Consider the following 20,355-nt stretch of genomic DNA (forward strand, 5'->3'; position numbering starts at 1 on the left):
GAGCGACCGTGGGTATGCAGGAGTGTACACAGATCAGCGAAAATGGCCTCTCGGCGCCGTTTCGGGGCACTTGTGTACACTGTTGCGCCATTGCGGGCAGACGTGGGGACGCAGGAGTGTACACAGATCGGCGAAAACGGCCTCTCGGCGCAACCACCGCTCGCATGCAGAACGCGCCCTTTGGTGAGGCCCACACGCAAAATGCGCTTTTCCGTGACGTCGCCCGCCCAGAGTGCGCCCTTCGGTCACGTCGCGGTGGCGTCGCCGGCGCAGAGTGCGGTTTTCTGTGAGGTGCCGGGTGCAGACTGCGCCTTTACGTGAGGCCGTCTGCGCAGAATGCGCCTTTGCGTGAGGTGGCTCCACGTTTGCGCAGGTGAGGAAAAGCGCACTCTACGGAAAGGCGCATTCTAGGCGCGGTCCCTCACGGAAAAGCGCACTCTGGGCGCGGGCTCTCACGGAAAAGCGCACTCTGCGCAACCGCCCGAGTTGCAGAATGCGCACTTTGGTGAGGCCCACACGCAAAATGCGCCTTTCCGTGAGGGCGACACCCCCAGAGTGCGTCTTTACGTGAGTCGCCGGTTGCAGAGTGGGGCATTTGCGTATGCTGTTGCGATCCCAAGGCCACCCACAACCCAAGCCCACGGCGCAACAGTGTACACAAATGCCCCAAAGTGGCACCGAGAGGTCATTTTAGCCAATCTGTGTACACTCCTGCGTCATCACCCTGACGGTGAGGCCCACGTCGCCAGGGCAGTGACGCAACCACCCACACGAACTCACGAAGCCTCAGCTTATGGGTGGCTGCTCTCGGAGCCCGATCGAAAACCAGCCCTATCCCCTCGGTCTGGCCCACATCACCGCATCGGCGAAATCGTCCCCTGAGTCTTAGGCCCTGAGCTTATAATCTGAACATAGGTTCAGTTCTATTCCAAGGGAGGTATCATGAGAAAGAGACCGTTACATACCGTTGCCATGCTACTGGCGCTTCTCACCCTGGTCATGTTGCCCACGGTGGCGCAGGCGTCGACCACCCAGCGGATCTATCGCCTCTACAACCGGTGGAACGGCGACCACCTCTTCACGAGGGACTCCGGCGAGCGCGCGGGCCTCATGGGCAGGGGCTGGAGCGACGAGGGCACCGCCTGGGAGGCGCCGGCCTCCGGCGCCAGCGTCTGGAGGCTCTACAACCCTTGGTCGGGGGAGCACCTCTACACCACCGACAAGGCCGAGTACGACGGCCTCGCCAGCCGTGGCTGGAGCCGGGAGGGCGTCTCGCTCCACAGCGGCGGGAAGGCCCCCGTCTACCGCCTCTACAACAGGTGGCTCACGGCGGGGACGCACCTCTACACCACGGACAAGGCCGAGTACGACAGGCTGGTTAAGATCGGCTGGTCGGGGGAGGGCGTCAAGCTCTACGCCGCCTCCTCGTCGGGCGGCTCGAACCCCGGCAAGCCCTCAAAGCCCGCCAACGGCCAGAGGCTCTTCGAGTCCCTGGGCGTCAACGTGGGAGCCCTCGCCAGCCAGGCCGAGGCGAAGGGCTACACCGCCGCGGCCGGCTACACGCTCGTCGACGCCGACAACCCCAAGAGCGCGTTCCACCTCGACAACATACGCAAGGCGCTCACGATAGTGGACCAGACCAACGCCGCCCGCGCGGCGCGCGGGCTTTCCGAGCTCAAGCTCACGCCGACCCTGATGGCCCAGTCCGCCATACAGACCAACGTGGGTACTAAGCTGTTGTGGCACCCCGAAATATTTAGTGTTGGCGAGAACCTCGCGTGGGGTTGCGCACATGACAGGGCCGTTGATGTTTGGATGGGCGAGGAGGCAGTCTACAACGCATACGTGGCGGAGCACCCCGACAGACGGCTCACGTGGGAGAACGCCAACAGCCTCCATAACTGGTCTCTAGCGTATCCCAGCGAGTATCTTCGGATGGGCCACTACTTCAACATCATCAACCCCTACTACGTCGCCATGGGCGCGGCATACAGCAGGCTCAACACGCAGTGGGACGACTTTGAGGGCGAGGTCTTCACCCTCTCCCTGCCGTCCGGAGAGCGCACCTACACGACAGCCGAGTTCAGGGCGCTGCTCGGCTAGCCGAGATGCGCCAATGATAGTGCCCCGCAGGTTTTTGGGGCACTAAGAAATCGTCTCAACTGGGCAAACGTCATTGGGATAGTGCCCCTCAGATTCTGGGGCACTATCCCAGATGTTTACCGTCAAGGTCTATGATTACGTTTAGACGATACTCATCACAGAGATTAAACGCATGTACCTGGAGTCCTTTTTGAGGGTATGCATTGTGATCCCTTTTAGCGTTCACGTTCGCCCTACTGACCACCAGAAAGAATGTTGATGCTTACATTATCGGTCTTCGCAGATGCTGCTAGACCGGCTATCACGGGTGAGCCAATGCCGATTAGCAGGGGAAGGGATATAGACAGAAAGGAAAGGTGGCCCGCCCATCCCAAGGCATGTTCCGCTGCTTTAGAGAGTCCGATTCCACATATAAGCCCAAAGACCGTACCAAGTAGCCCGATGGCAATGCTCTGGATAACATAGATCGTCTTGATTTGTCGCCGAGATGCGCCAACGACTTTATAGATGGCGATATCGCGGTACTTCTCCTGAATAGTGATAACAAATATGTTAACAATATTTATGGGACTGCGGTGGGAATCTTGGACCGAGACGGGACCGGGAGGAAGACCACATGTACAGCCAGGAGAGGAGAAGGCTCGCGATAGAGACCTTCATCAAATTCGACCATAGCTATGCTGATACCATCGCCGAGCTCGGGTACCCGACGAGGTCCGCGCTGCGAGCATGGTGGAACGAGTACAAGAGGACCGGCGAGGTGCCCGCAAGCAGGTTTGCCACGAACCCGAAGTACACCGCCGAAATGAGGCGGCGAGCCGTCGAGCACTACCTCGAGCACGGCAAGAGCCTGGCAAGGACGATGAGGGCCCTTGGCTACCCCAAGAGCCGCGAGAAGCTCTGCGAATGGGTCGACGAGCTCGCGCCGGGACGGCGAAGGCACCGAGGTCCGAGGCCCAGGAGGGAGGCGATTTCCCTCGAGAGGAAGGTGCGGGTCGTCGCCGAGCTCGAGGCGAGGGACGGGTCCGCCGCGGAGATAGCCGAGCGACACGGCGTGTCGAGAACGGCACCCTACCTCTGGCGCAGGGAGATGATGGGCGATAATGGCGGGGAACCCGAGAGGAAGGGAGAGCCCGTGAGCAAGAGGTTCGACGACCTGCCCGATGACGTCGAGGTATTGCAGGACATGCTGCGCGAGGCGAAGACGCAGCTCAGGAGGGTGCAGCTGGAGCTGGACGTTCGCCAGGCGACCCTCGAGATAGTAAAAAAAGACCCGGGCGCCGACCCGGAGCTGCTGACCAACGCGGAGAAGGCGGCGATGGCGACGGCGCTGAGGGACAAGTATAAGCTCTGCGAGATCCTGCCTGCGGTGGGCATGGCCAAGAGCAGCTACGAGTACGCGAGGAACGCGCAGCTCAGGGGCGAGACAGAGGAGCATGCCGCTGCCAGGAAAGCCGTGGTGGAGGCATTCGAGGCCAGTGGCGGCACCTACGGCTACAGGCGCATCACGGCGCGGGTCAACGCAGGCAGCGAGCCGGGAGGGCGCGTCGGCGAGTGGACCGTCCGCAGCATCATGGGAGAGGAGGGCCTGGTCGCGAGGGTGGCGAGGAGAAGACGGCGCTACAGCTCCTATGGGGGCGAGATCTCCGAGGCGCCCCCGAACCTGCTTCGCGACGAGCGGGGGAGGCACGACTTCGGGGCCGACGCCCCCAACGAGAAGTGGGTGACCGACGTGACCGAGTTCCGCATCCCGGCTGGCAAGGTCTATCTCTCGCCGATCGTGGACTGCTTCGACGGCATGCCGCTGAGCTGGTCGATCTCGACCTCGCCCGACGCGGAGATGGCAAACTCGTCGCTGCTCGGCGCGTGCGAGTGGCTGCGCGAGGGCGACCGTCCGACCGTGCACTCGGACAGGGGCAGCCACTATCGCTGGCCGGGGTGGATCGGGATTTGCGAGGCGGACGGCCTGGTCAGGTCGATGTCGAGGAAGGGGTGCAGCCCTGACAACGCGAGGTGCGAGGGCTTCTTCGGCCGCCTCAAGATAGAGTTCTTCTACGGGTGCGATTGGAGCGGGGTTACGATCGACGAGTTCATGAGAATGCTCGACGCGTACCTGAGGTGGTACAGGGACGTCAGGATCAAGAGCGACCTCGATTATAGGAGCCCGATGCAGTACAGGAGAGATTTGGGGTTGGCAGCATGAACGTGGGCCAGTTGATAGGGTACCTCAAGGACTACGACGAGGACGAGGAGGTCGAGGTCGAGGTGCGCTTCGGGGAGGCAGGCGAGTCGCGCGCGTCGACCTTCGACGTCACGTTGCTCTCGCGTGGGGAGGTCGGGGGAGGCGACGAGAGCCCCTGGCCGACGATCGGCGCGAACGTGGGGCTCGGGACGATGACAGAGGCGGGGCTCGACCTATTGATCGAGCATGTCAAGGGAATCGACCGGAGATTGGGCTATCATAGGGGTGGTGCCTGATCCGCACCACGTGTCCGGGACTTGGACCATACCCCCTTACCATGCAGCTGGCTCAGCGATCGAGCGAGTCTCGGTCCAAGATTCCCACCGCAGTCCCTATTGTGCAGATTATTCCGATCAACGCCGCCACTGCATAAATGAAGAGAGAGATGTAGCCAAACCACGTGCCGAGCATATCCAAGACGTTCTGCCGGGTGGCAACGAGGGGCCTCAAGCCCGTGTTCTGAAGCGCAGCAGTGAGGTCGTCATCCTCGCCAAGCTTACCCTCTATCTCTGCGCTAATTTCGGAAAGTCTCGATGTGTCATTGGCGATAGCGGACAGGTACATGTAATCACTGCCGGCAAACAGGGGGTTACTGACATTCGTCGCAACAAGTTGGTTAACCTCCGCAGGGAAAGTGGAGAAGAGCTGCTCTTCCTGTCTATCCAGGATTCCAGAAACCCTTAGTTCGCGTTTCTCACCCTTGACAGTGGCCACCAACCTGTCCCCTATCTTGAGGTCGGATGCGCTGGCCACCGATGCACCTATGAGAACTTCTTCGTCCGTATTCGGGAAGCTCCCCGAATACCCTATATTGAAGTTCGTGAAAAAATCAGCGCTGACTCCCTTGAGCGTTGAGGCGAGTATTCTCTTGCTGTTACCATACACCAAGGACTCAATGCCCACCCCCTTAACGCCAGTAACATTCGACACGTCTTTGACTTGCCTGACGAGGCTGATGTCACGTTCGGTATAGAGACTCTGATACGTATAGTTGAGGGGATTTGCCCCACTACCAAATGCGATCGTGAGGACGTTTGCATCCGAGACTTTCATCTCATCCAACATTTTCGCATAGAATGACTCGGACAGCGCGAGTACTGACGAGATGAGGAGCACTGATATCCCAACCGCAAGTATAGTCAGCCTATTACGTCTTCCGTTGATTTGGTAGTCCCTGCGAGCGAGAAGGAGCAGGCCTGTCTTCATCTGATTTCCCGTCTTTAGGATCTAGCACTAGGATTCTTTGACCCGACGACAACGAAACCGAAGCCGACGCCAGCCCCGAGCTGGCGTTTTTGCTGTCTCCGCGAGACTTGACAAGATTTCTCACATGGATCATGTTTCTAGTGCTATAGTGCTATATCAGAGCATGGGAACCGACGGGCGGAAGGGGGCCCGGGATGTCGTACTTCCTCAAGCAGACGAGGAACAAGAAGGGCACGTACCTGCAGATCTACGAGAGCACCTACGACCCCGGCCGCGGCTACGGCACGCACCGCTCGGTGAGGGCCGTCGGCTACGTCCACGAGCTGGAGCAGTCCGGCATCCCCGACCCGGTGGCGCGCCTCAGGGCCGAGGTGGCGGCGATGAACGAGGAGGCCAGGGCGTCGAGGGCGAGGGAGGGGGCGAGGCTCGTCGGCGACTCGACGCCCGAGCGCCACATGGGCCACTTCCCCGTCAAGGCCCTGTACAGGCGGCTCGGCATCCCGGCCGACATCGGGTACCTGCAGATGGCGTCGGGGTTCCGCTTCTCCCTCGACGGGCTCCTGGAGTCGCTCGTCTGCGCGCGCGTCGTCGCCCCGTGCTCGAAGTCGAGGACCTTCCACGACGTCCTGCCGCTGCTCGGGGAGGAGCCGTCCTTCTCGCTCGGCCAGCTCTACGACGGGATCTCCTACCTCGGCCACGAGTACAGGAAGGTCGTCGAGGCCGCGAACGCCCGCGTGGGCGAGCTGTTCGGCCGCGACACGTCACGCTCCTACTTCGACTGCACGAACTTCTACTTCGAGATAGACCGCGAGGACGGCCTGCGCAGGAAGGGGCCCTCCAAGGAGCGGAGGGCTGACCCCATAGTCGGCATGGGGCTCCTGCTCGACGCGAGGTGCGTGCCGATGGGGCTCGAGATATATCCCGGCAACGAGAGCGAGAGGCCGAGGATCCGGGAGGTCATCGGGGCGCTCAAGGAGCGCCACCACATGACCGGCAGGACCGTGCGAGTGGCAGACAAGGGCCTCAACTGCGCGGACAACGTCGCCGACGCCGTGCTGGCGGGCGACGGGTACCTGTTCTCCAAGAGCGTGAGGCGGCTGCCCGCGAGGGAGCTCGCCTGGGTGCTGTCGGAGGAGGGGTGGGAGGACCACCTGGGGAGGGACGGCAGGATCCACCATCGCACGAAGTCCGTGACCGGGGACTTCGAGTACAGGGTGTCGAGGGAGGGCGGCGGGAAGGGGACTGTCGAGCTGCGGGAGCGGAGGGTCGTCACCTTCAGCCCCAGGCTCCGCTCCAAGCAGCTCCGCGAGATCAACCGGCAGGTGGAGAAGGCGAGGAGGCTCAGGCTCGCGGAGGCGAGGAGGTCAGAGTACGGCGACAGCGCCAAGTACGTCACGTTCGTGGCCGTCGACTCCGAGGGCGAGGTCAGGGACGACGAGCGCGTCGTCGCCACGCTCAACCGCAAGGCCATAGGGAGGGCCCGCTCGCTCGCCGGCTACAACATGCTGGTCACGAGCGAGGCCGACATGCCCGAGGCCGAGGTGTACGACACCTACCACCGCCTGTGGCGGATCGAGGAGACGTTCCGGGTCATGAAGTCCGAGCTCGACGCGCGACCCGTCTACCTGCGGAGGCACGACTCGATAGTCGGGCACTTCCTCATCTGCTACGTCGCCGTGCTGCTCGTCCGCCTGCTGCAGGTGCACGTGCTCGGAGACGAGTTCGGCTCCGGACAGCTCTTCGGCTTCATGCGCGGGTTCAGGGCGGTGAGGGTGTCGGAGCGCAGGTACGTCAACATCTCGCGGTCCTCGCCCGTCATCGACAGGCTCAAGGAGGTCACGGGGCTCCCCCTTGACCACTACCACCTCACGAAGGGTGAGTACGACAGGATCCTCGGATACAGGTTCCCCTCCCTCAAGGCCACAGGCCAGGAGGAGTCGAAAGGGTCGATTTAGCACTAGAAATCAAGGTTGTACGCCAAAGTCAGGTACCATACACCAAGGACTCAATGCCCACCCCCTTAACGCCAGTAACATTCGACACGTCTTTGACTTGCCTGACGAGGCTGATGTCACGTTCGGTATAGAGACTCTGATACGTATAGTTGAGGGGATTTGCCCCACTACCAAATGCGATCGTGAGGACGTTTGCATCCGAGACTTTCATCTCATCCAACATTTTCGCATAGAATGACTCGGACAGCGCGAGTACTGACGAGATGAGGAGCACTGATATCCCAACCGCAAGTATAGTCAGCCTATTACGTCTTCCGTTGATTTGGTAGTCCCTGCGAGCGAGAAGGAGCAGGCCTGTCTTCATCTGATTTGTCACCCATCCTGACTGCATAAGCGGCTAGACAAGAAAGTCATCAAGAGAAACCTGGCGAACGTCTCCCTCAATGATTGAGAAAAGCATATCAGCACCCTCGGCCACGGCATGACTATGGGTAACAGAGATGATGGTAATGCCCATCTCATCGTTAATGCGTCTAAAGAGTTCGATGACCCTGCGTTCGTTGTTAAGATCAAGGTTACCGGTAGGCTCGTCTGCCAGGAGAACGGTGGGGTTATTGATAAGGGCACGTGCTATAGCAACGCGCTGCTTCTCGCCCCCGCTGATAGTTGAGACATTTTGCCCCAATATAGACTTTGGCAGATCAAGGATCTTCAGCAGATGGTCAAGCCCCATCATGCCAGTATCATGCTGACTGAAGAACCGTGGGAGCAAGATATTCTCCTCGACCGTCAACGCGTTGACGAGATTAAACGTCTGAAATACATAGCCTATGGTGCTGCGCCTGAGATCCCGAATAACAGAAGGACTCGCAGACACAACATCAGTCCCATCGACTAGGATTGACCCGTTGTCGACCGATTCGACACCAAAAATGAGTTTCAGGATTGTCGACTTGCCCAACCCAGATCTGCCAACAATACTTGAAATCTTTCCTTGGGGAAACGTGACCGAGGCATCGCGCAGGATAACATGCTTGTAGGCGCCGTCCGAAAACGATTTTGACACATTGACGAGCTCAATCATTGCGAGAGCCTCCACTAGACGATATGACCCGAATCGAGGAAGTGGAACCTGTTCCGGGTTGGGGTCCCAAGGGGGACCTCCTGTGAACCGGAATGGTTCCGTCGCGACAGGACGATACCGAGGCGCCACAACCGGCAGGAGGGTTCCCATGGCTATCTATTGTACATACTTCGAAACCGGCGGCTATCTGCGAACCACGACGATATGCACACTGACGCCAGAGGTCGGCGAGCTGTCTTGTTCAATAGGAACTGCGCAGAAGGGACTGCGGTGGGAATAGTATGTACTTCCGAAGTCAGGGGGCGTAGGGCTGCGACCCTACGGAACGAACGTTACAGTTTGTATGATACTCTCATGTAGAGATACTATGCTTTACGTAGGGGCGTACGTCTACGACCTGCCGGGCACCGGCTGCCAGATATGGGTCAAGATCTACTATAAAATCACCGCAGACCTCAACGACCCCATAGTCGCAAAGCTGTCGGACGGCGGCGTTGACATACTCCCGCCGGGTGGAGGGTGAGGCCGTATGCCCAAGGACTACGTGGCCGCGTACGAGAGGATCGCGCGCGAGGAGCACCGCGAGCATGGCTTGGTCGAGCTCGGGGGGTGGGACACGGAGCCGGTCGAGGCGCTCGTGGCCGAGATAGGGGCGGACCCCGCGCTCGTGGAGGACCGCGAGGCCTGCCGCGCCCGCGTACGGGCGCTCCGCGACCTGTACCACGGGGACCGGGCGTTCCCGAGCGACTGCCCCTCGGGCCGCAGGCTGGCCGAGGCGGCGCGCTCCTACCTCGGGCGCTGGCCCTACGACAGGGAGGTGCAGGACGCCTACTTCGAGGCCATGGTTCTCTCGTGGCGCTACGGCGAGGCCTACGACTACTACAGGGAGCTCAGGAAGGACCCGCGCGCGAGGCTCTACGCCGTCTGGCGCATGTCGGACCTCGCCAGCTCCCTCTATCACGAGGGCTTTATCGGCGCGCGGGAGCGCGAGAGGCTCTGGGCTGCCGCGCGCAGGCACGACATCAACACGAGGGGGGACTGGCTGCCGCCCGACGTGCCGCCGTACGGGTGAGCGCGCACGCGTGCAGGGGGCCGACACCCCGCCTCGATGCGGATACGCCTAGCGACAGGCTCGGACACCGCCTCGCGCGCCGTTGCCGTTTTCGGTTATCCGCACGAGACCCCTGCGCGTTGCCGATCCGGGCATACCCAAAGAGACGCCCGACAGGCGGGCGTAGGCCATGACAGCTGACCGAGCCGGGCGCGCCAGGGCAGAGGGGATGCGAGAACCCCCGCAAGGAGGCCGGGCGCCTAGCCTGAGCCCCGCCGTGGGCCGAGGCGGAACGGACGTGTCCGCCTTCCGGCGCGTCCGGGGCGTTCGCACGACACGCTCAATTATCGCCTCCGTAAGTTTGTCGTCACCCAGGGCCGTGCCCCACTCCCCGGGCTCGATATCGCCCATGATGGCCAGCTCCCTCCTCTCGTGGCGATCCAAAGGTATGGACGACGAGGTGCTCCTGGCTGAGAGGCGCACGCTATGGCGCAGTTGGTGAAAGAAGGGTTCGAGAGGCTGCACGGACCTTTGCTCTGCGATTGCCACCAGGGAAGGCAGCTATCGATCCTTTTCGTCGGGCGAGGCGTATACTTAGGAAGGTACAGAGTAAACCAGTCTGGCCAGCCGCAGAGTCTCTTCGGCCTACGGAGATATACGTTTACGACTTGTTGAAAGCCGTTTGTTCTGCGTCTCCTTAAATGCAACCCTCTTGGATGGGCTTAGTAAACGGAAGGAGGAAGCTTGATTCCAGAACTGCAGGAAATCGGCGCGCTTCGCAAAGTTCTTCCGTATGGCAGGTACCTGACGACCATGGATGAGCTTGGGGAAACATACGCGCCGACAGACAATGCCGTCCGTCGAATGATTTGGGATGCGTTTCAAGAGGTCACCGCAGTTGTGCGGCAGGCATATGGCAAGTTGGCCGCAACATGGATCGGCGGAAGCTTCATAACTTCCGAAGAGGAGCCGCATGACATTGACGTAGTCTATCTCGTAGACGAGAGCAGCTACAGCAACGGCATCTCAGATCCACGCAGTCAATTTGTGACTCAGGTGCTTCTCAGGAGAAGCCCCATTACAGACAAGCTCAACCCTTTGGTTGATGCCTATTTGTTCCCAGTGCCGCCTACGACCATTGACAACAATTATAACTATTCGGCAGCGAGGGGGTATTGGGACCAATTCTGGTCTAAGACCCGTTATGAAGAGGGGAACTGCCGATGGCTCTACCCATCGGCAGGGTATCTGGAGGTGATGATCGATGGCTACGAGAACTAAGCTGGATGACTATCTGGCGCTACTGGGTTTTGACCCAGAGGCCACCTATGATGTCCCAGAGAACCCGGCAGATGCCGCTCTTTCTGGCGTCGCTGCCTTCGTACGCAAGCACAGCGCGGGGCAGGAGCCAGAATCGACGGGCATCATACACATCACCGGACCCTCCGCCCTCGGCAATTCGGCACCAGTTAAGGCCGTTGGCAACCTGTTGACATCCATCCAGAGCACCATTGACGCCGTAGGCGCATCTCTTATGGGAAATAGGTCTGCGGAGGGCTCGCTTCCCTCGGCCATCACGAGCCGCACAGAGATGTCGCTGATAGCCAGTCCTATGCCTGGCTCGGTTGTCATACAAGTCGCCCCCTCCTTAGCACGCATGGATGACCTCTACCCAGAGGGCCTTGGCCTCTTCGACGTGGAGGCGGAACTTGATGCCAAACCCCTTGCGGACCAAGCGTTCATCGAGTTCTCAACGCTTATTAGCGAACTGAGAGAAGATGACCCCGACAATTCCCAGTTCGTCGATCACCTGACCGACCTTGGCCCGCGCGTCGCCACCGCCATGAAGAGCTTCTGCGAATCCGTCGATAAAGGTGTTCTTGACCTGGAGCTCGAATGGACTGAGTCCAGTAGAAAGGCTAAGACTGCGAGCATATCGCACAGTCATGCTGAGCGTGCCGCAAAGCTTATCGCGAGTGCGAATATCGAAAACGAAGAGGTGGCCATCGAGGGCGTACTTTTGACCGTCACGCAATCTACCAAGGACAAACTGCGTATCCTGGAAGACGACGGTCAAGAAGCTGTCGTGATGATCGGTGACATACCTCCTGCTGCGACGTATCCGCTCCATACGGGAGAGAGGGTGCGGATACGTGCCGAGAAACGTGTGAGCCGAAAGCTTGGCGGCACGCGTAGCGAAAAGCTTGTTGGCAAAGCAGTTGAGCTTGCGACAAAGCTCGAAGCTTAGCTCACACTCATTCACTCGTGCGACAGTCCTCCAAGCGGTTCACAGTGTTAGCCTGGATTCCCGCATCCTACGGTGTGACCCAACTCTCAATGTTAGCGAGCAATTTCAAGGCGATGACATAATGATACTCGAGTATGCTTACGACCTGCCGGGCACCGGCTGCCGGGTATGGGTCAAGATCTACTACTGGATCACTGCGGATCTCAGCGACCCCATACGCGCAAAGCTGTCGGACGGCGGCGTTGACATACTCCCGCCGGGGTGAGGGTGAGGCCGTATGCCCAAGGACTACGTGGCCACGTACGAGAGGATCGCGCGAAAGGAGCACCGCGAGCATGGCGCGGCCATACATGGGGGGTGGGACACGGAGCCGGTCGAGGCGCTCGTGGCCGAGATAGAGGCGGACCCCGCGCTCGTGGAGGACCGCGAGGCCTGCCGCGCCCGCATAAGGGCGCTCCGCGACCTGTACCACGGGGACCGGGCGTTCCCGAGCGACTGCCCCTCGGGCCGCAGGCTGGCCGCAGCGGCGCGCTCCTACCTCGGGCGCTGGCCCTACGACAGGGAGGTGCAGGACATCCACTACCTGGCCATGACCCTCTCGTGGCGCTACGGTGAGGCCTACGACTACTACAGGGAGCTCAGGAAGGACCCGCGCGCGAGGCTCTACGCCGTCTGGCGCATGTCGGACCTCGCTAGCTCCCTCTATCACGAGGGTCTCATCGGCGCGCGGGAGCGCGAGAGGCTCTACGCCGCCGCGCGCAGGCACGGCATCAACACGAGGGGGGACTGGCTGCCGCCCGACGTGCCACCGTACGGGTGAGCTTGTGGGGCCGATGTCCTGCCCCTGCCCAGCGCGGTCGCTAGCCGCCCGCTCGCAGCTCCTGCGCGAGGTAGCGGCCCGTGACGCTCCTGGGCTCGGCCGCCACATCCTCGGGCGTGCCCGCGCACACGATGTGCCCGCCCTCCTCGCCGCCTCCAGGTCCCATGTCCACCACCCAGTCAGCGTTCGCTATCATGTCCAGGTCGTGCTCGATCACGATGACCGTCGCCCCGCTCCCGATGAGTCCCTGCAGCACGCGCAGGAGCGTCTCCACGTCGAGCGGGTGCAGACCGATGGTCGGCTCGTCGAAGACAAAGAGCGCGCCGTCCTGGTGCCTGCCGATCTCGCTCGCGAGCTTGAGGCGCTGCGCCTCTCCCCCGGAGAGCGCGGGCGTGGCCTCTCCCAGGGTCAGGTACCCAAGACCCAGCTCGCAGAGCACCCTGAGGCGTGAGGCGACCCTCCTCAGCCCCGAGAGCCTCTCCAATGCCTGGCTCACCGTGCAGGCCATGAGCTCAGGGAGGGAGACGAGGCCCTCGCTCTCGCCGCTCACTCCATGACGTGCGGGCATCTTGATCTCCCACGCCTGAGAGGCGTAGCGCGATCCCTCGCAGTCGGGACAGGGTATGTCCACATCAGGCAGGAACTGCACGTCAAGTGATATCTGTCCCGTGCCGCCACAGGTAGGGCAGCGGAGCGTGCCCGTGTTGTAGCTGAAGTCGCCTGCGCGAAGCCCCAGCCGCTCGGCGTCAGGCGTCTTCGCGAAGCTGCGGCGCAGCTCGTCGAGGACGCCTGAGTAGGTGGCCAGCGTGGAGCGCACGTTCACGCCAATGGGCGTGGCATCGATGAGGTTCACGCGTCGCATGCCCGGCGCCGCGACGCTCACCACGTGCTCGGGCAGCCCCTCACCTGCCAGCTGGGCTCGCAGGGCAGGTATCAGGCTCTCGAGCACCATCGTCGTCTTGCCCGAGCCCGAGACACCGGTCACCGCCGTGAGTTTGCCTTTTGGGATGCGCAGCGTAAGTGGCCTCACGGTATGGATGCTCCTGGTGACAAGCTCGATCGCCCCCTGCTCGAACACAGCCTCGCGCACCGTCGCCCCTGATCCCGCGCCTGCGCGCTCACGCATCCGCACCCGCCGCTCGCCCGTCAAGAAGGGGGCGATGCGAGAGGCCGGGTCGCCCCCTACCTCGGCGACACGACCCTGGGCGATGATGGTCCCGCCGTCGGCACCGGACGCCGGCCCCACCTCGATCAGGTAGTCTGCCCGCCCAAGGACGCGCACGTCGTGGTCAACGACGACGACCGTGTTGCCATCTGCGAGCAGGTCGTCTACCACCTTGAGAAGGCCGTCCACGTTCGATGGGTGAAGGCCTATCGAGGGCTCATCAAGCACGTAGAGCACGCCCGTCGTCCGGTTGCGCACCGCTCGGGAGAGCTGGACGCGCTGTAGCTCTCCCGTCGAGAGGGTCGAGCTCGCGCGGTCGAGCGAGAGGTACCCCAGCCCCAGCTGCTGAAGGCGGAGCAGGGGCTCGCGCAGCCCGTCCACGATGGCCTCTGCCATGGGCCGAAGCTCCACGGGAAGCGACCCCGGCACGTCGGCCACCCACTTCGCGAGCCCATCGAGCGTGAGCGCCGAGACCTCGGCGAGGGTTACACCCCGGATAGTGACGGAGCGCGCCCGCCCGTTGAGACGCGTGCCCGCACAGTCCTCGCAGGGACCCACCTTGAGGTACCTCTCGACGCGCCTCATGCCCTTCTCGTCCTTGACCTTGGAAAGCGCGTTCTCGACGGTGCGGACGGCGTTGTAGTAGGTGAAGTCAAGCTCGGCGAAGGTCTCACTCTTCTTCGCGCGATAGAGGATATGCCGCTTCTCGGCGGGGCCGTGAAAGACGATGTCGCGCTCCTCGGGCGTGAGCTTTGAGAAGGGCACGTCGGTCCGCACGCCCATCGCCTTGCACACCTGCTTCATGAGGTCCCACATGAGGTTGCCCCAAGGCGCCACCGCGCCCTCGTCTATGGTGAGGGACTCGTCCGGCACGAGCTTCGACTCGTCCACGACGCGCGTGACGCCTGTACCCCCACAGCTGGGGCAGGCCCCCTCGGAGTTGAAGGCGAGCTGCTCGGCTCCCAAACCCATGAACTCGACGTTGCAGCGGGGGCACACGAGCGGTCGCTCGAGCGCGACAGCCATGCTGGGCGGGACCTCGTGCCAGTTAGGACAGCGATAGGTCCCCACGCGCGAGAAGAGCAGGCGCAGGTGGTTGAGAAGCTCCGTTGCGGTGCCGAAGGTAGACCGCACGCCCGGGACCGTCGGACGCTGACGTAGGGCGAGCGCCGCAGGCACGTGCAGCACCTCGTCCACCCGTGCCCTCGAGGCCTGCGACAGGCGGCGACGCGTGTAGGTGGAGAGTGCGTCCATATAGCGGCGCGACCCCTCCGCATAGAGCACACCCAGCGCAAGCGAACTCTTGCCCGAACCCGATACGCCGGCGATGCCCACGAACTGCCCCAGCGGCACGTCCACGTCGACACCCTTGAGGTTGTGGACGCGAGCACCACGCACCTTGATATGGGTGGGCGGACGGTGGACGTGGGTCATGTCTCTCCTCCTCTGCGAGCGATCGCTCCTCTGCCTGATGCCTCAGGGCAGCTTCTACCCGTTTTATTCGAGTGTCCGTTGCGAAGCGAGGCGAACAAGGCGAAAATAGGCGAACAAGGCGAAAATAGGCGAACAAGGCGAAGGGAGCTGACCTACCCATGGCAGAGAGAAACCCATTTACGCCCGCCTTCGGCACCGTCCCACCCATTATGGCAGGTCGAGACCGACTCCTCGCAGAGCTTCATGCCGCCCTCGAGCAGGGGGTCGGCGACCCCAACCTCTCGAGCATCCTCGTCGGCGCCCGAGGTACCGGCAAGACGGCCTGCCTCACGCGCCTCTGTGAGGATGCTAGCGACGCGGGCTGGGTGAGCGCCAGCTCCTCCGCCATACCCGGGTTGCTCGATGACATTCTGCAGCAAGCACAGCGTGCGAGCGCGCAACTCGTCAAGCCGAAGCCGCAAAGACAGCTAACGGGGCTGAGCGTTGGCCCTCTTGGTGCGAGCTGGGACATGGGTGACGAAGAGCGAGGTAACTGGCGCACGAGGATGTCTGCGCTGCTGGAGAGGCTCAACGCGCGCGACGTGGGCCTCCTCATCACCGTGGACGAGGTGGACGCCTCGCTCAGCGAGCTCATCACGATGGCCGTGGTCTACCAGCATTTCGTACGGGAGCGCCGCAAGGTCGCTCTTCTCATGGCGGGACTGCCCAGCCACGTGCACGCCCTGCTCAACGACAAGAGCGTCTCCTTCCTGAGAAGGGCGCAGCGACACCCCCTGGGAACCATCGCCGACGCCGACGTGCGCGACGCGCTCAAAAGGACCGTGGCCTCAGGCGGCAAGACCATAGACGAGGAGGCGCTTGAGATCTGCGTCGAGGCGACAGGGGGATTTCCCTACATGCTTCAGCTCGTGGGGTATCGAAGCTGGCAGTCGGCGCTGGGCAAGGCCGAGGTGGGGAAAGAGGATGCGAGAGCGGGGATGCGGGCTGCGCAAGAGGATTTCAAGGAGCACGTCCTGGCATCAACGTATCGAGAGCTGTCTGCGGTGGACCTGCGCTTCGCAAAGGCGATGCTTCCCGACAAGGCCGAGAGCCGTCTCGCTGATATCGCGAGGCGCATGGGCGTAACGAGTCGCTACGCGTCAAAGTACCGAGGTCGCCTCGTGGCGGCCGGTATCGTCGAGGAGCTGTCGCGTGGCGTGCTCAGGTTTGCTATCCCGGGCTTCAGGAAGTACCTGCAAGAGATGGAATAGCCGCGCCCGGCGCGGCGGAGGGGTGCGCCGGCAATTCTCCTCCCCCCATTTTGGGGAGGAGATGTCCGTCTGAGGATAAGACCTCTGCCATGTACGCAAGAGACAGTCTAGCGTGTATAATCGCTACAGGGTGTATATATTCTAGCAAATTTGTGTACATGATGGGCTAATTGAGTACGAGGTGGGACATGCAGGCAGAAGTTCTGAGGATCATCGAGGGTGGTCTGACCGGTAACAAGACCAAAGTCCTCAATTATGCGAACACGCTTGCCGACAACCTTGAGCAGTCAGGAGATGCCCGCTTCGCCAAGAGGATTCGGAGCACCATCGCCGGCAAAAGGTCGAGCATCGCCACGCTCGACGGCCTTGCGGCCAAGCCGGTGGACCAGGAGAGCCGCATGAACATTGTGGATGTGCAGACCATCCTCCCCGATGATGTGGACATCGTGCTCGGCTCCTTTCTCAAGGAGGAGATCGACGGCGTAGTGGCAATGCGCGGCAAACGCGACGTGCTTGCTCGCCATGGTATCGATGCCCAGAACTACCTGCTGCTCTATGGACCTCCCGGCTGCGGCAAGACGAGCATAGCCCGATACGTAGCGGCCCAGACCGGACTGCCGCTCATCACGGCGCGTTTGGATAGCCTCGTCTCATCGCTTCTAGGCAGCACCGCAAAGAACATCCGTAAGGTTTTCGACTACGCGGCCCAGCAGGAGTGCGTTTTCCTTCTTGACGAGTTCGATGTGGTCGCCAAACGTCGTGATGACGAAAACGAGCTGGGGGAACTCAAGCGCGTCGTCAACAGCCTACTGCAAAACATTGACGACTTCGGTCAGGGCAGCATCCTTATCGCAGCCACCAATCACCCGGGCCTCCTAGACCCGGCCGTATGGCGCCGTTTCAACAAGGTGGTTGAGGTACCCACGCCCGGCAGGGCGGAGCTGGAGGAATATGCTGAACGGTTCATCCAGCCCCACATGGCCACGAAGTTCAAGAAGAAGCTCTATAGCGTGCTGGAGGGCCTCAGCTACTCCGCCCTCAGCACAGCGACAAAGAACGCGTTCTACAGCGCTGCGCTGGATGGGAGCGAAAATGGCTTCACGACTTACCAACTGGCCAGAGAAGCCTACACCTTGACGCATCACAGTCTCGACGATCAGGAGGGGTACATCCGCCACCTCATCGAGGCGGGATGCACGCTTAGGGAAATACACGATAAGACTTCCATTTCGATGCGCAAGATTCAGGCAATCTCACGGTCGTTCAAGGAAGGGGTGTAGGCCATGGCAGAGGAATTCCTTCCCATAACGGTCTTCCGCCAGCGGGAGATAGATGAAACGCGCGTCGAGGGCATGGGGAACAAGGACAAGCCGAAATGGGTGCTGTCAGGCGCGGATCTTCACGAACATGCGCAATCGCTCATCGCGGGGCTGAGCGATGCCTATGAGGGCGTGCTCCATAACGAGGGACTTCCCTATGTCTACGACGTAAAGCTGAACGAGAGGGACACATCCAAGACCAAGCGCAAGCCAATCGTTGACATGCTCAACGTCGATGGTGCCAACGGCGAAGCTAATGTCATAGGCATGCGAGGTGCCAACAGCCTCATTGTCAGGGCAAAGGACGCGGGCCAAGTAAGAGCCATGGAAGAGCGCCTATCCGATAAAGAGCGTTACGACCTGCCGCTCACGTGCATCGAGTCCATCAGCCGGTTTGTGCCCGAGATCAAGCCTACTCCGGATGAGACCGTATACAAGGCGCGACTCCTCGACTTCGGGCCGGACGCCGCCCTGTGCGAGCGGGTATTTGAAGACCAGCTCGATTTCCTATGCATCGCATTCCAGAAGGTCAGCTACGCGCAAGACCTAAACGTATATCGGCTTGAGGCCAATCAGTCACAAGTAAAGATGATTGCGGACGGCGTAGCCAGCGAGACGCTCTTCTTCATACGCCCTATGCCACGATGCGTTGCAACGCTCGACGGGATGCCCAGCGTGGGAGCACCCGACCCCATGGAGCCCGACTTGAGCATGGAGTATCCCGTCGTCGGAGTGCTCGACAGCGGGATTGCGCCGATCTGCCAGCTACAACCGTGGCTCATGGAGAAGCGCCTATCGACATACACGGACAATGAACTTGACAAACAGCACGGCACGTTCGTGGCGGGTGTCATCACCTATGGCGACAGGTTCGAGCATTCGGAGTGGGTCGGAGGCCTACCGCCGAAGCTCCTGGACGGTGCCGTGTTCCCAGCAGATGGGAATATCGACGAGTCGACGATGGTTGACTCCATCAGAACCATCGTTGGCGCGACGCGCGATCGTGTGAAGGTATGGAACCTCTCACTGAGCTTCATGGACGAGATCTCAGACAACGAGTTCTCGGAATTCGGCATGGCGCTGGACGCAATCCAAGATGACCACGGCGTCCTCATCTGCAAGTCGGCGGGCAACTGCGATGTGAGGGCGGATAGAACCAAGGGCCGCCTCTGCGTTGGCTCGGACTCAGTGCGCGCACTCACGGTCGGTTCTGCCGCCCAGGTGAAGGCCCCGCTCGATCAAGCAGGAGTTGGCGAGGCCTCGCCCTTCTCGCGCAAGGGCCCAGGTCCCCAGTACATCATCAAGCCCGAGGTGTCGCATTATGGTGGCAACGTGGGAAGGACGCCAACAGGCTACGTCAGGTCGGAGGTCCATTCATTCGACGTCACGGGAAACCCTGCGGGGGCCGTCGGCACGAGCTTCTCAACGCCTCGCGTGTCAGCCTTGGCGGCAAACCTCCAGCTTGCCTTGGCAGGAGAGTTCGACCCACTGCTCATAAAGGCTCTCATCGTACACTCGACGTCATTTCCCGGCGACAGCCTCATTCCCAACACCGAGAAGGTCGAGGAGATGGGGTTCGGCATCCCGGTCAACCTTCGCTCGATACTCTCGGACGAAGAGCATTCGTCGACCCTGGTACTGCACGGATTTCTCCCGAGAGGACAGAAGGTTGAGATCAACGACTTCCCCATGCCAAGCTCGCTGGTTCGTGATGGGTACTACACTGGCCAGGTCATCCTGACTGCCGCATTCTCTCCTATCAGGGAGCCAAAGGAGGCTGCCGAATACTGCCAGTCCGACATCGAGGTGAAGCTCGGTACCTACGACCACAAGGAGCTACGCGATATCACCAAGCAGGGAATACTCAATCCCATCGGTCGCAAGGACAACAAGAATCTGCTGAATCCAAGTCGGTACAGCCGCCCAAAGCTCAGATCGGCCGAGGACGAGTTTTCCCGCCGGGAGAAGATGCTCATCAGGTACAAGGGCAAGTATGCACCGGTAAAGAAATATGCTCTCGACCTGGCCGATCTTACCAAAAAGAACCGTGAGGCCGTTCGCGCCGACCGCCTGTGGTATCTGGACATGAAAGGAACCTACCGCGACAGCGTGGAACGAAGGGCACTCCAGACAAACGAGCCGCTGAGGCAGGAGTACTGCATCATCATCACCATCCGTGACCCAAATGGTCTTGCCCCTGTGTACAACGAGGTGCCGCAGCTCCTCGAGCATAAGAACTTCTGGCACCAGAACGTCCAGCTAGCTAACCAGGTCAGAGCCATGGTTGGACAGTAGGTGGAAAAGCTATGGCTTAGGAGTCTCCTGCCTCCCGAACCCATATTCCCCGATGTGCAGCGTGTTGCAGCTTTCGCTCATGACGCTCTGCGTGGTCACGAGAAACTTATATTGACAACATGTCGTCAGTAACTTAGACTTTCTCCCATGATAGATGGCATAAGATCATTTTCTATCCAAGGA

General features: G+C 61.1%; 18 protein-coding genes. 13 read left to right on the plus strand and 5 right to left on the minus strand.

Annotated elements, in window-relative coordinates; all coding sequences use genetic code 11:
* Positions 1-942 precede the first annotated feature (942 nt).
* Entirely contained in the window at positions 943-2,103 is a 1,161-nt protein-coding gene (locus ADJ70_RS14985) for a hypothetical protein (RefSeq protein WP_172674494.1), read from the plus strand.
* Positions 2,104-2,336: 233 nt separating this feature from the next.
* Here ADJ70_RS14985 and ADJ70_RS15770 read toward each other — a convergent pair whose 3' ends face one another.
* Positions 2,337-2,669: an FtsX-like permease family protein gene (locus ADJ70_RS15770; protein WP_083443969.1), complete on the minus strand. Its 333-nt coding sequence runs from the start codon at positions 2,667-2,669 to the stop codon at positions 2,337-2,339.
* Between the two features lie 50 nt (positions 2,670-2,719).
* Here ADJ70_RS15770 and ADJ70_RS10695 point away from each other — a divergent pair, with 50 nt between their 5' ends.
* Positions 2,720-4,306: an IS3 family transposase gene (locus ADJ70_RS10695; RefSeq protein ID WP_050341325.1), complete on the plus strand. Its 1,587-nt coding sequence runs from the start codon at positions 2,720-2,722 to the stop codon at positions 4,304-4,306.
* Positions 4,303-4,581, plus strand: a complete 279-nt coding sequence (locus ADJ70_RS10700) for a hypothetical protein (RefSeq protein WP_050341327.1) — start codon at positions 4,303-4,305, stop codon at positions 4,579-4,581. The genes ADJ70_RS10695 and ADJ70_RS10700 overlap by 4 nt, the downstream gene beginning before the upstream one ends.
* A 52-nt stretch (positions 4,582-4,633) precedes the next feature.
* Here ADJ70_RS10700 and ADJ70_RS10705 read toward each other — a convergent pair whose 3' ends face one another.
* Positions 4,634-5,551 carry an ABC transporter permease gene (locus ADJ70_RS10705; protein WP_050341329.1) on the minus strand — a complete coding sequence of 306 codons (918 nt, stop codon included), beginning with the start codon at positions 5,549-5,551 and terminating at the stop codon, positions 4,634-4,636.
* Between the two features lie 194 nt (positions 5,552-5,745).
* On the opposite strand from ADJ70_RS10705, the gene ADJ70_RS10710 reads away from it, so the two are divergent.
* The gene (locus ADJ70_RS10710; RefSeq protein WP_050340699.1) at positions 5,746-7,506 is read left to right on the plus strand and encodes an IS1634 family transposase; all 1,761 of its coding nucleotides are present in this window, start codon (positions 5,746-5,748) and stop codon (positions 7,504-7,506) included.
* Between the two features lie 28 nt (positions 7,507-7,534).
* On the opposite strand, the gene ADJ70_RS10715 is transcribed toward ADJ70_RS10710, so the two are convergent.
* The gene (locus ADJ70_RS10715) at positions 7,535-7,870 is read right to left on the minus strand and encodes an ABC transporter permease (protein ID WP_050341331.1); all 336 of its coding nucleotides are present in this window, start codon (positions 7,868-7,870) and stop codon (positions 7,535-7,537) included.
* Between the two features lie 33 nt (positions 7,871-7,903).
* Positions 7,904-8,590 carry an ABC transporter ATP-binding protein gene (locus ADJ70_RS10720; RefSeq protein ID WP_050341333.1) on the minus strand — a complete coding sequence of 229 codons (687 nt, stop codon included), beginning with the start codon at positions 8,588-8,590 and terminating at the stop codon, positions 7,904-7,906.
* 367 nt (positions 8,591-8,957) lie between these two features.
* Here ADJ70_RS10720 and ADJ70_RS14740 point away from each other — a divergent pair, with 367 nt between their 5' ends.
* The 6 genes from ADJ70_RS14740 (at position 8,958) to ADJ70_RS10745 (ending at position 12,709) form a co-directional block, all read left to right on the plus strand.
* Positions 8,958-9,113 (plus strand): hypothetical protein, encoded by a 156-nt coding sequence (locus tag ADJ70_RS14740; RefSeq protein WP_157051511.1) that lies wholly within the window; start codon positions 8,958-8,960, stop codon positions 9,111-9,113.
* 6 nt (positions 9,114-9,119) lie between these two features.
* A complete protein-coding gene (locus ADJ70_RS10725; protein ID WP_050341335.1) occupies positions 9,120-9,662 on the plus strand; it encodes a hypothetical protein in 543 nt (180 codons plus the stop codon).
* Positions 9,663-10,385: 723 nt separating this feature from the next.
* Positions 10,386-10,922: a hypothetical protein gene (locus ADJ70_RS10735; RefSeq protein WP_050341339.1), complete on the plus strand. Its 537-nt coding sequence runs from the start codon at positions 10,386-10,388 to the stop codon at positions 10,920-10,922.
* Positions 10,906-11,889, plus strand: coding sequence for a hypothetical protein (locus ADJ70_RS10740; protein WP_050341341.1), 984 nt, complete (start codon positions 10,906-10,908; stop codon positions 11,887-11,889). The genes ADJ70_RS10735 and ADJ70_RS10740 overlap by 17 nt, the downstream gene beginning before the upstream one ends.
* Before the next feature lie 121 nt (positions 11,890-12,010).
* Entirely contained in the window at positions 12,011-12,154 is a 144-nt protein-coding gene (locus tag ADJ70_RS14745; protein ID WP_157051512.1) for a hypothetical protein, read from the plus strand.
* Between the two features lie 12 nt (positions 12,155-12,166).
* A complete protein-coding gene (locus tag ADJ70_RS10745; protein ID WP_050341343.1) occupies positions 12,167-12,709 on the plus strand; it encodes a hypothetical protein in 543 nt (180 codons plus the stop codon).
* Between the two features lie 40 nt (positions 12,710-12,749).
* Here the strand turns inward: ADJ70_RS10745 and ADJ70_RS10750 are convergent, their stop codons facing one another.
* Positions 12,750-15,308 carry an excinuclease ABC subunit A gene (locus tag ADJ70_RS10750; protein ID WP_050341345.1) on the minus strand — a complete coding sequence of 853 codons (2,559 nt, stop codon included), beginning with the start codon at positions 15,306-15,308 and terminating at the stop codon, positions 12,750-12,752.
* Between the two features lie 158 nt (positions 15,309-15,466).
* On the opposite strand from ADJ70_RS10750, the gene ADJ70_RS10755 reads away from it, so the two are divergent.
* The 3 genes from ADJ70_RS10755 (at position 15,467) to ADJ70_RS10765 (ending at position 20,172) form a co-directional block, all read left to right on the plus strand.
* Entirely contained in the window at positions 15,467-16,558 is a 1,092-nt protein-coding gene (locus ADJ70_RS10755; protein WP_050341347.1) for an ATP-binding protein, read from the plus strand.
* A 188-nt stretch (positions 16,559-16,746) separates the two neighbouring features.
* On the plus strand, positions 16,747-17,838 hold the full coding sequence (locus ADJ70_RS10760) for an AAA family ATPase (RefSeq protein WP_050341349.1): 1,092 nt from the start codon (positions 16,747-16,749) through the stop codon (positions 17,836-17,838).
* 3 nt (positions 17,839-17,841) lie between these two features.
* Entirely contained in the window at positions 17,842-20,172 is a 2,331-nt protein-coding gene (locus ADJ70_RS10765) for a S8 family peptidase (RefSeq protein ID WP_050341351.1), read from the plus strand.
* Positions 20,173-20,355: the final 183 nt, after the last annotated feature.

Source organism: Olsenella sp. oral taxon 807, from assembly GCF_001189515.2.
GTDB lineage: Bacteria > Actinomycetota > Coriobacteriia > Coriobacteriales > Atopobiaceae > Olsenella_F.

Coding starts and splice junctions, on each gene's coding strand:
- ADJ70_RS14985 (WP_172674494.1), top strand. CDS start 943: ATGAGAAAGAGACCGTTACATACCGTTGCCATGCTACTGGCGCTTCTC.
- ADJ70_RS10695 (WP_050341325.1), top strand. CDS start 2,720: ATGTACAGCCAGGAGAGGAGAAGGCTCGCGATAGAGACCTTCATCAAA.
- ADJ70_RS10700 (WP_050341327.1), top strand. CDS start 4,303: ATGAACGTGGGCCAGTTGATAGGGTACCTCAAGGACTACGACGAGGAC.
- ADJ70_RS10705 (WP_050341329.1), bottom strand. CDS start 5,551: ATGAAGACAGGCCTGCTCCTTCTCGCTCGCAGGGACTACCAAATCAAC.
- ADJ70_RS10710 (WP_050340699.1), top strand. CDS start 5,746: ATGTCGTACTTCCTCAAGCAGACGAGGAACAAGAAGGGCACGTACCTG.
- ADJ70_RS10715 (WP_050341331.1), bottom strand. CDS start 7,870: ATGAAGACAGGCCTGCTCCTTCTCGCTCGCAGGGACTACCAAATCAAC.
- ADJ70_RS10720 (WP_050341333.1), bottom strand. CDS start 8,590: ATGATTGAGCTCGTCAATGTGTCAAAATCGTTTTCGGACGGCGCCTAC.
- ADJ70_RS14740 (WP_157051511.1), top strand. CDS start 8,958: ATGCTTTACGTAGGGGCGTACGTCTACGACCTGCCGGGCACCGGCTGC.
- ADJ70_RS10725 (WP_050341335.1), top strand. CDS start 9,120: ATGCCCAAGGACTACGTGGCCGCGTACGAGAGGATCGCGCGCGAGGAG.
- ADJ70_RS10740 (WP_050341341.1), top strand. CDS start 10,906: ATGGCTACGAGAACTAAGCTGGATGACTATCTGGCGCTACTGGGTTTT.
- ADJ70_RS14745 (WP_157051512.1), top strand. CDS start 12,011: ATGATACTCGAGTATGCTTACGACCTGCCGGGCACCGGCTGCCGGGTA.
- ADJ70_RS10745 (WP_050341343.1), top strand. CDS start 12,167: ATGCCCAAGGACTACGTGGCCACGTACGAGAGGATCGCGCGAAAGGAG.
- ADJ70_RS10750 (WP_050341345.1), bottom strand. CDS start 15,308: ATGACCCACGTCCACCGTCCGCCCACCCATATCAAGGTGCGTGGTGCT.
- ADJ70_RS10755 (WP_050341347.1), top strand. CDS start 15,467: ATGGCAGAGAGAAACCCATTTACGCCCGCCTTCGGCACCGTCCCACCC.
- ADJ70_RS10760 (WP_050341349.1), top strand. CDS start 16,747: ATGCAGGCAGAAGTTCTGAGGATCATCGAGGGTGGTCTGACCGGTAAC.
- ADJ70_RS10765 (WP_050341351.1), top strand. CDS start 17,842: ATGGCAGAGGAATTCCTTCCCATAACGGTCTTCCGCCAGCGGGAGATA.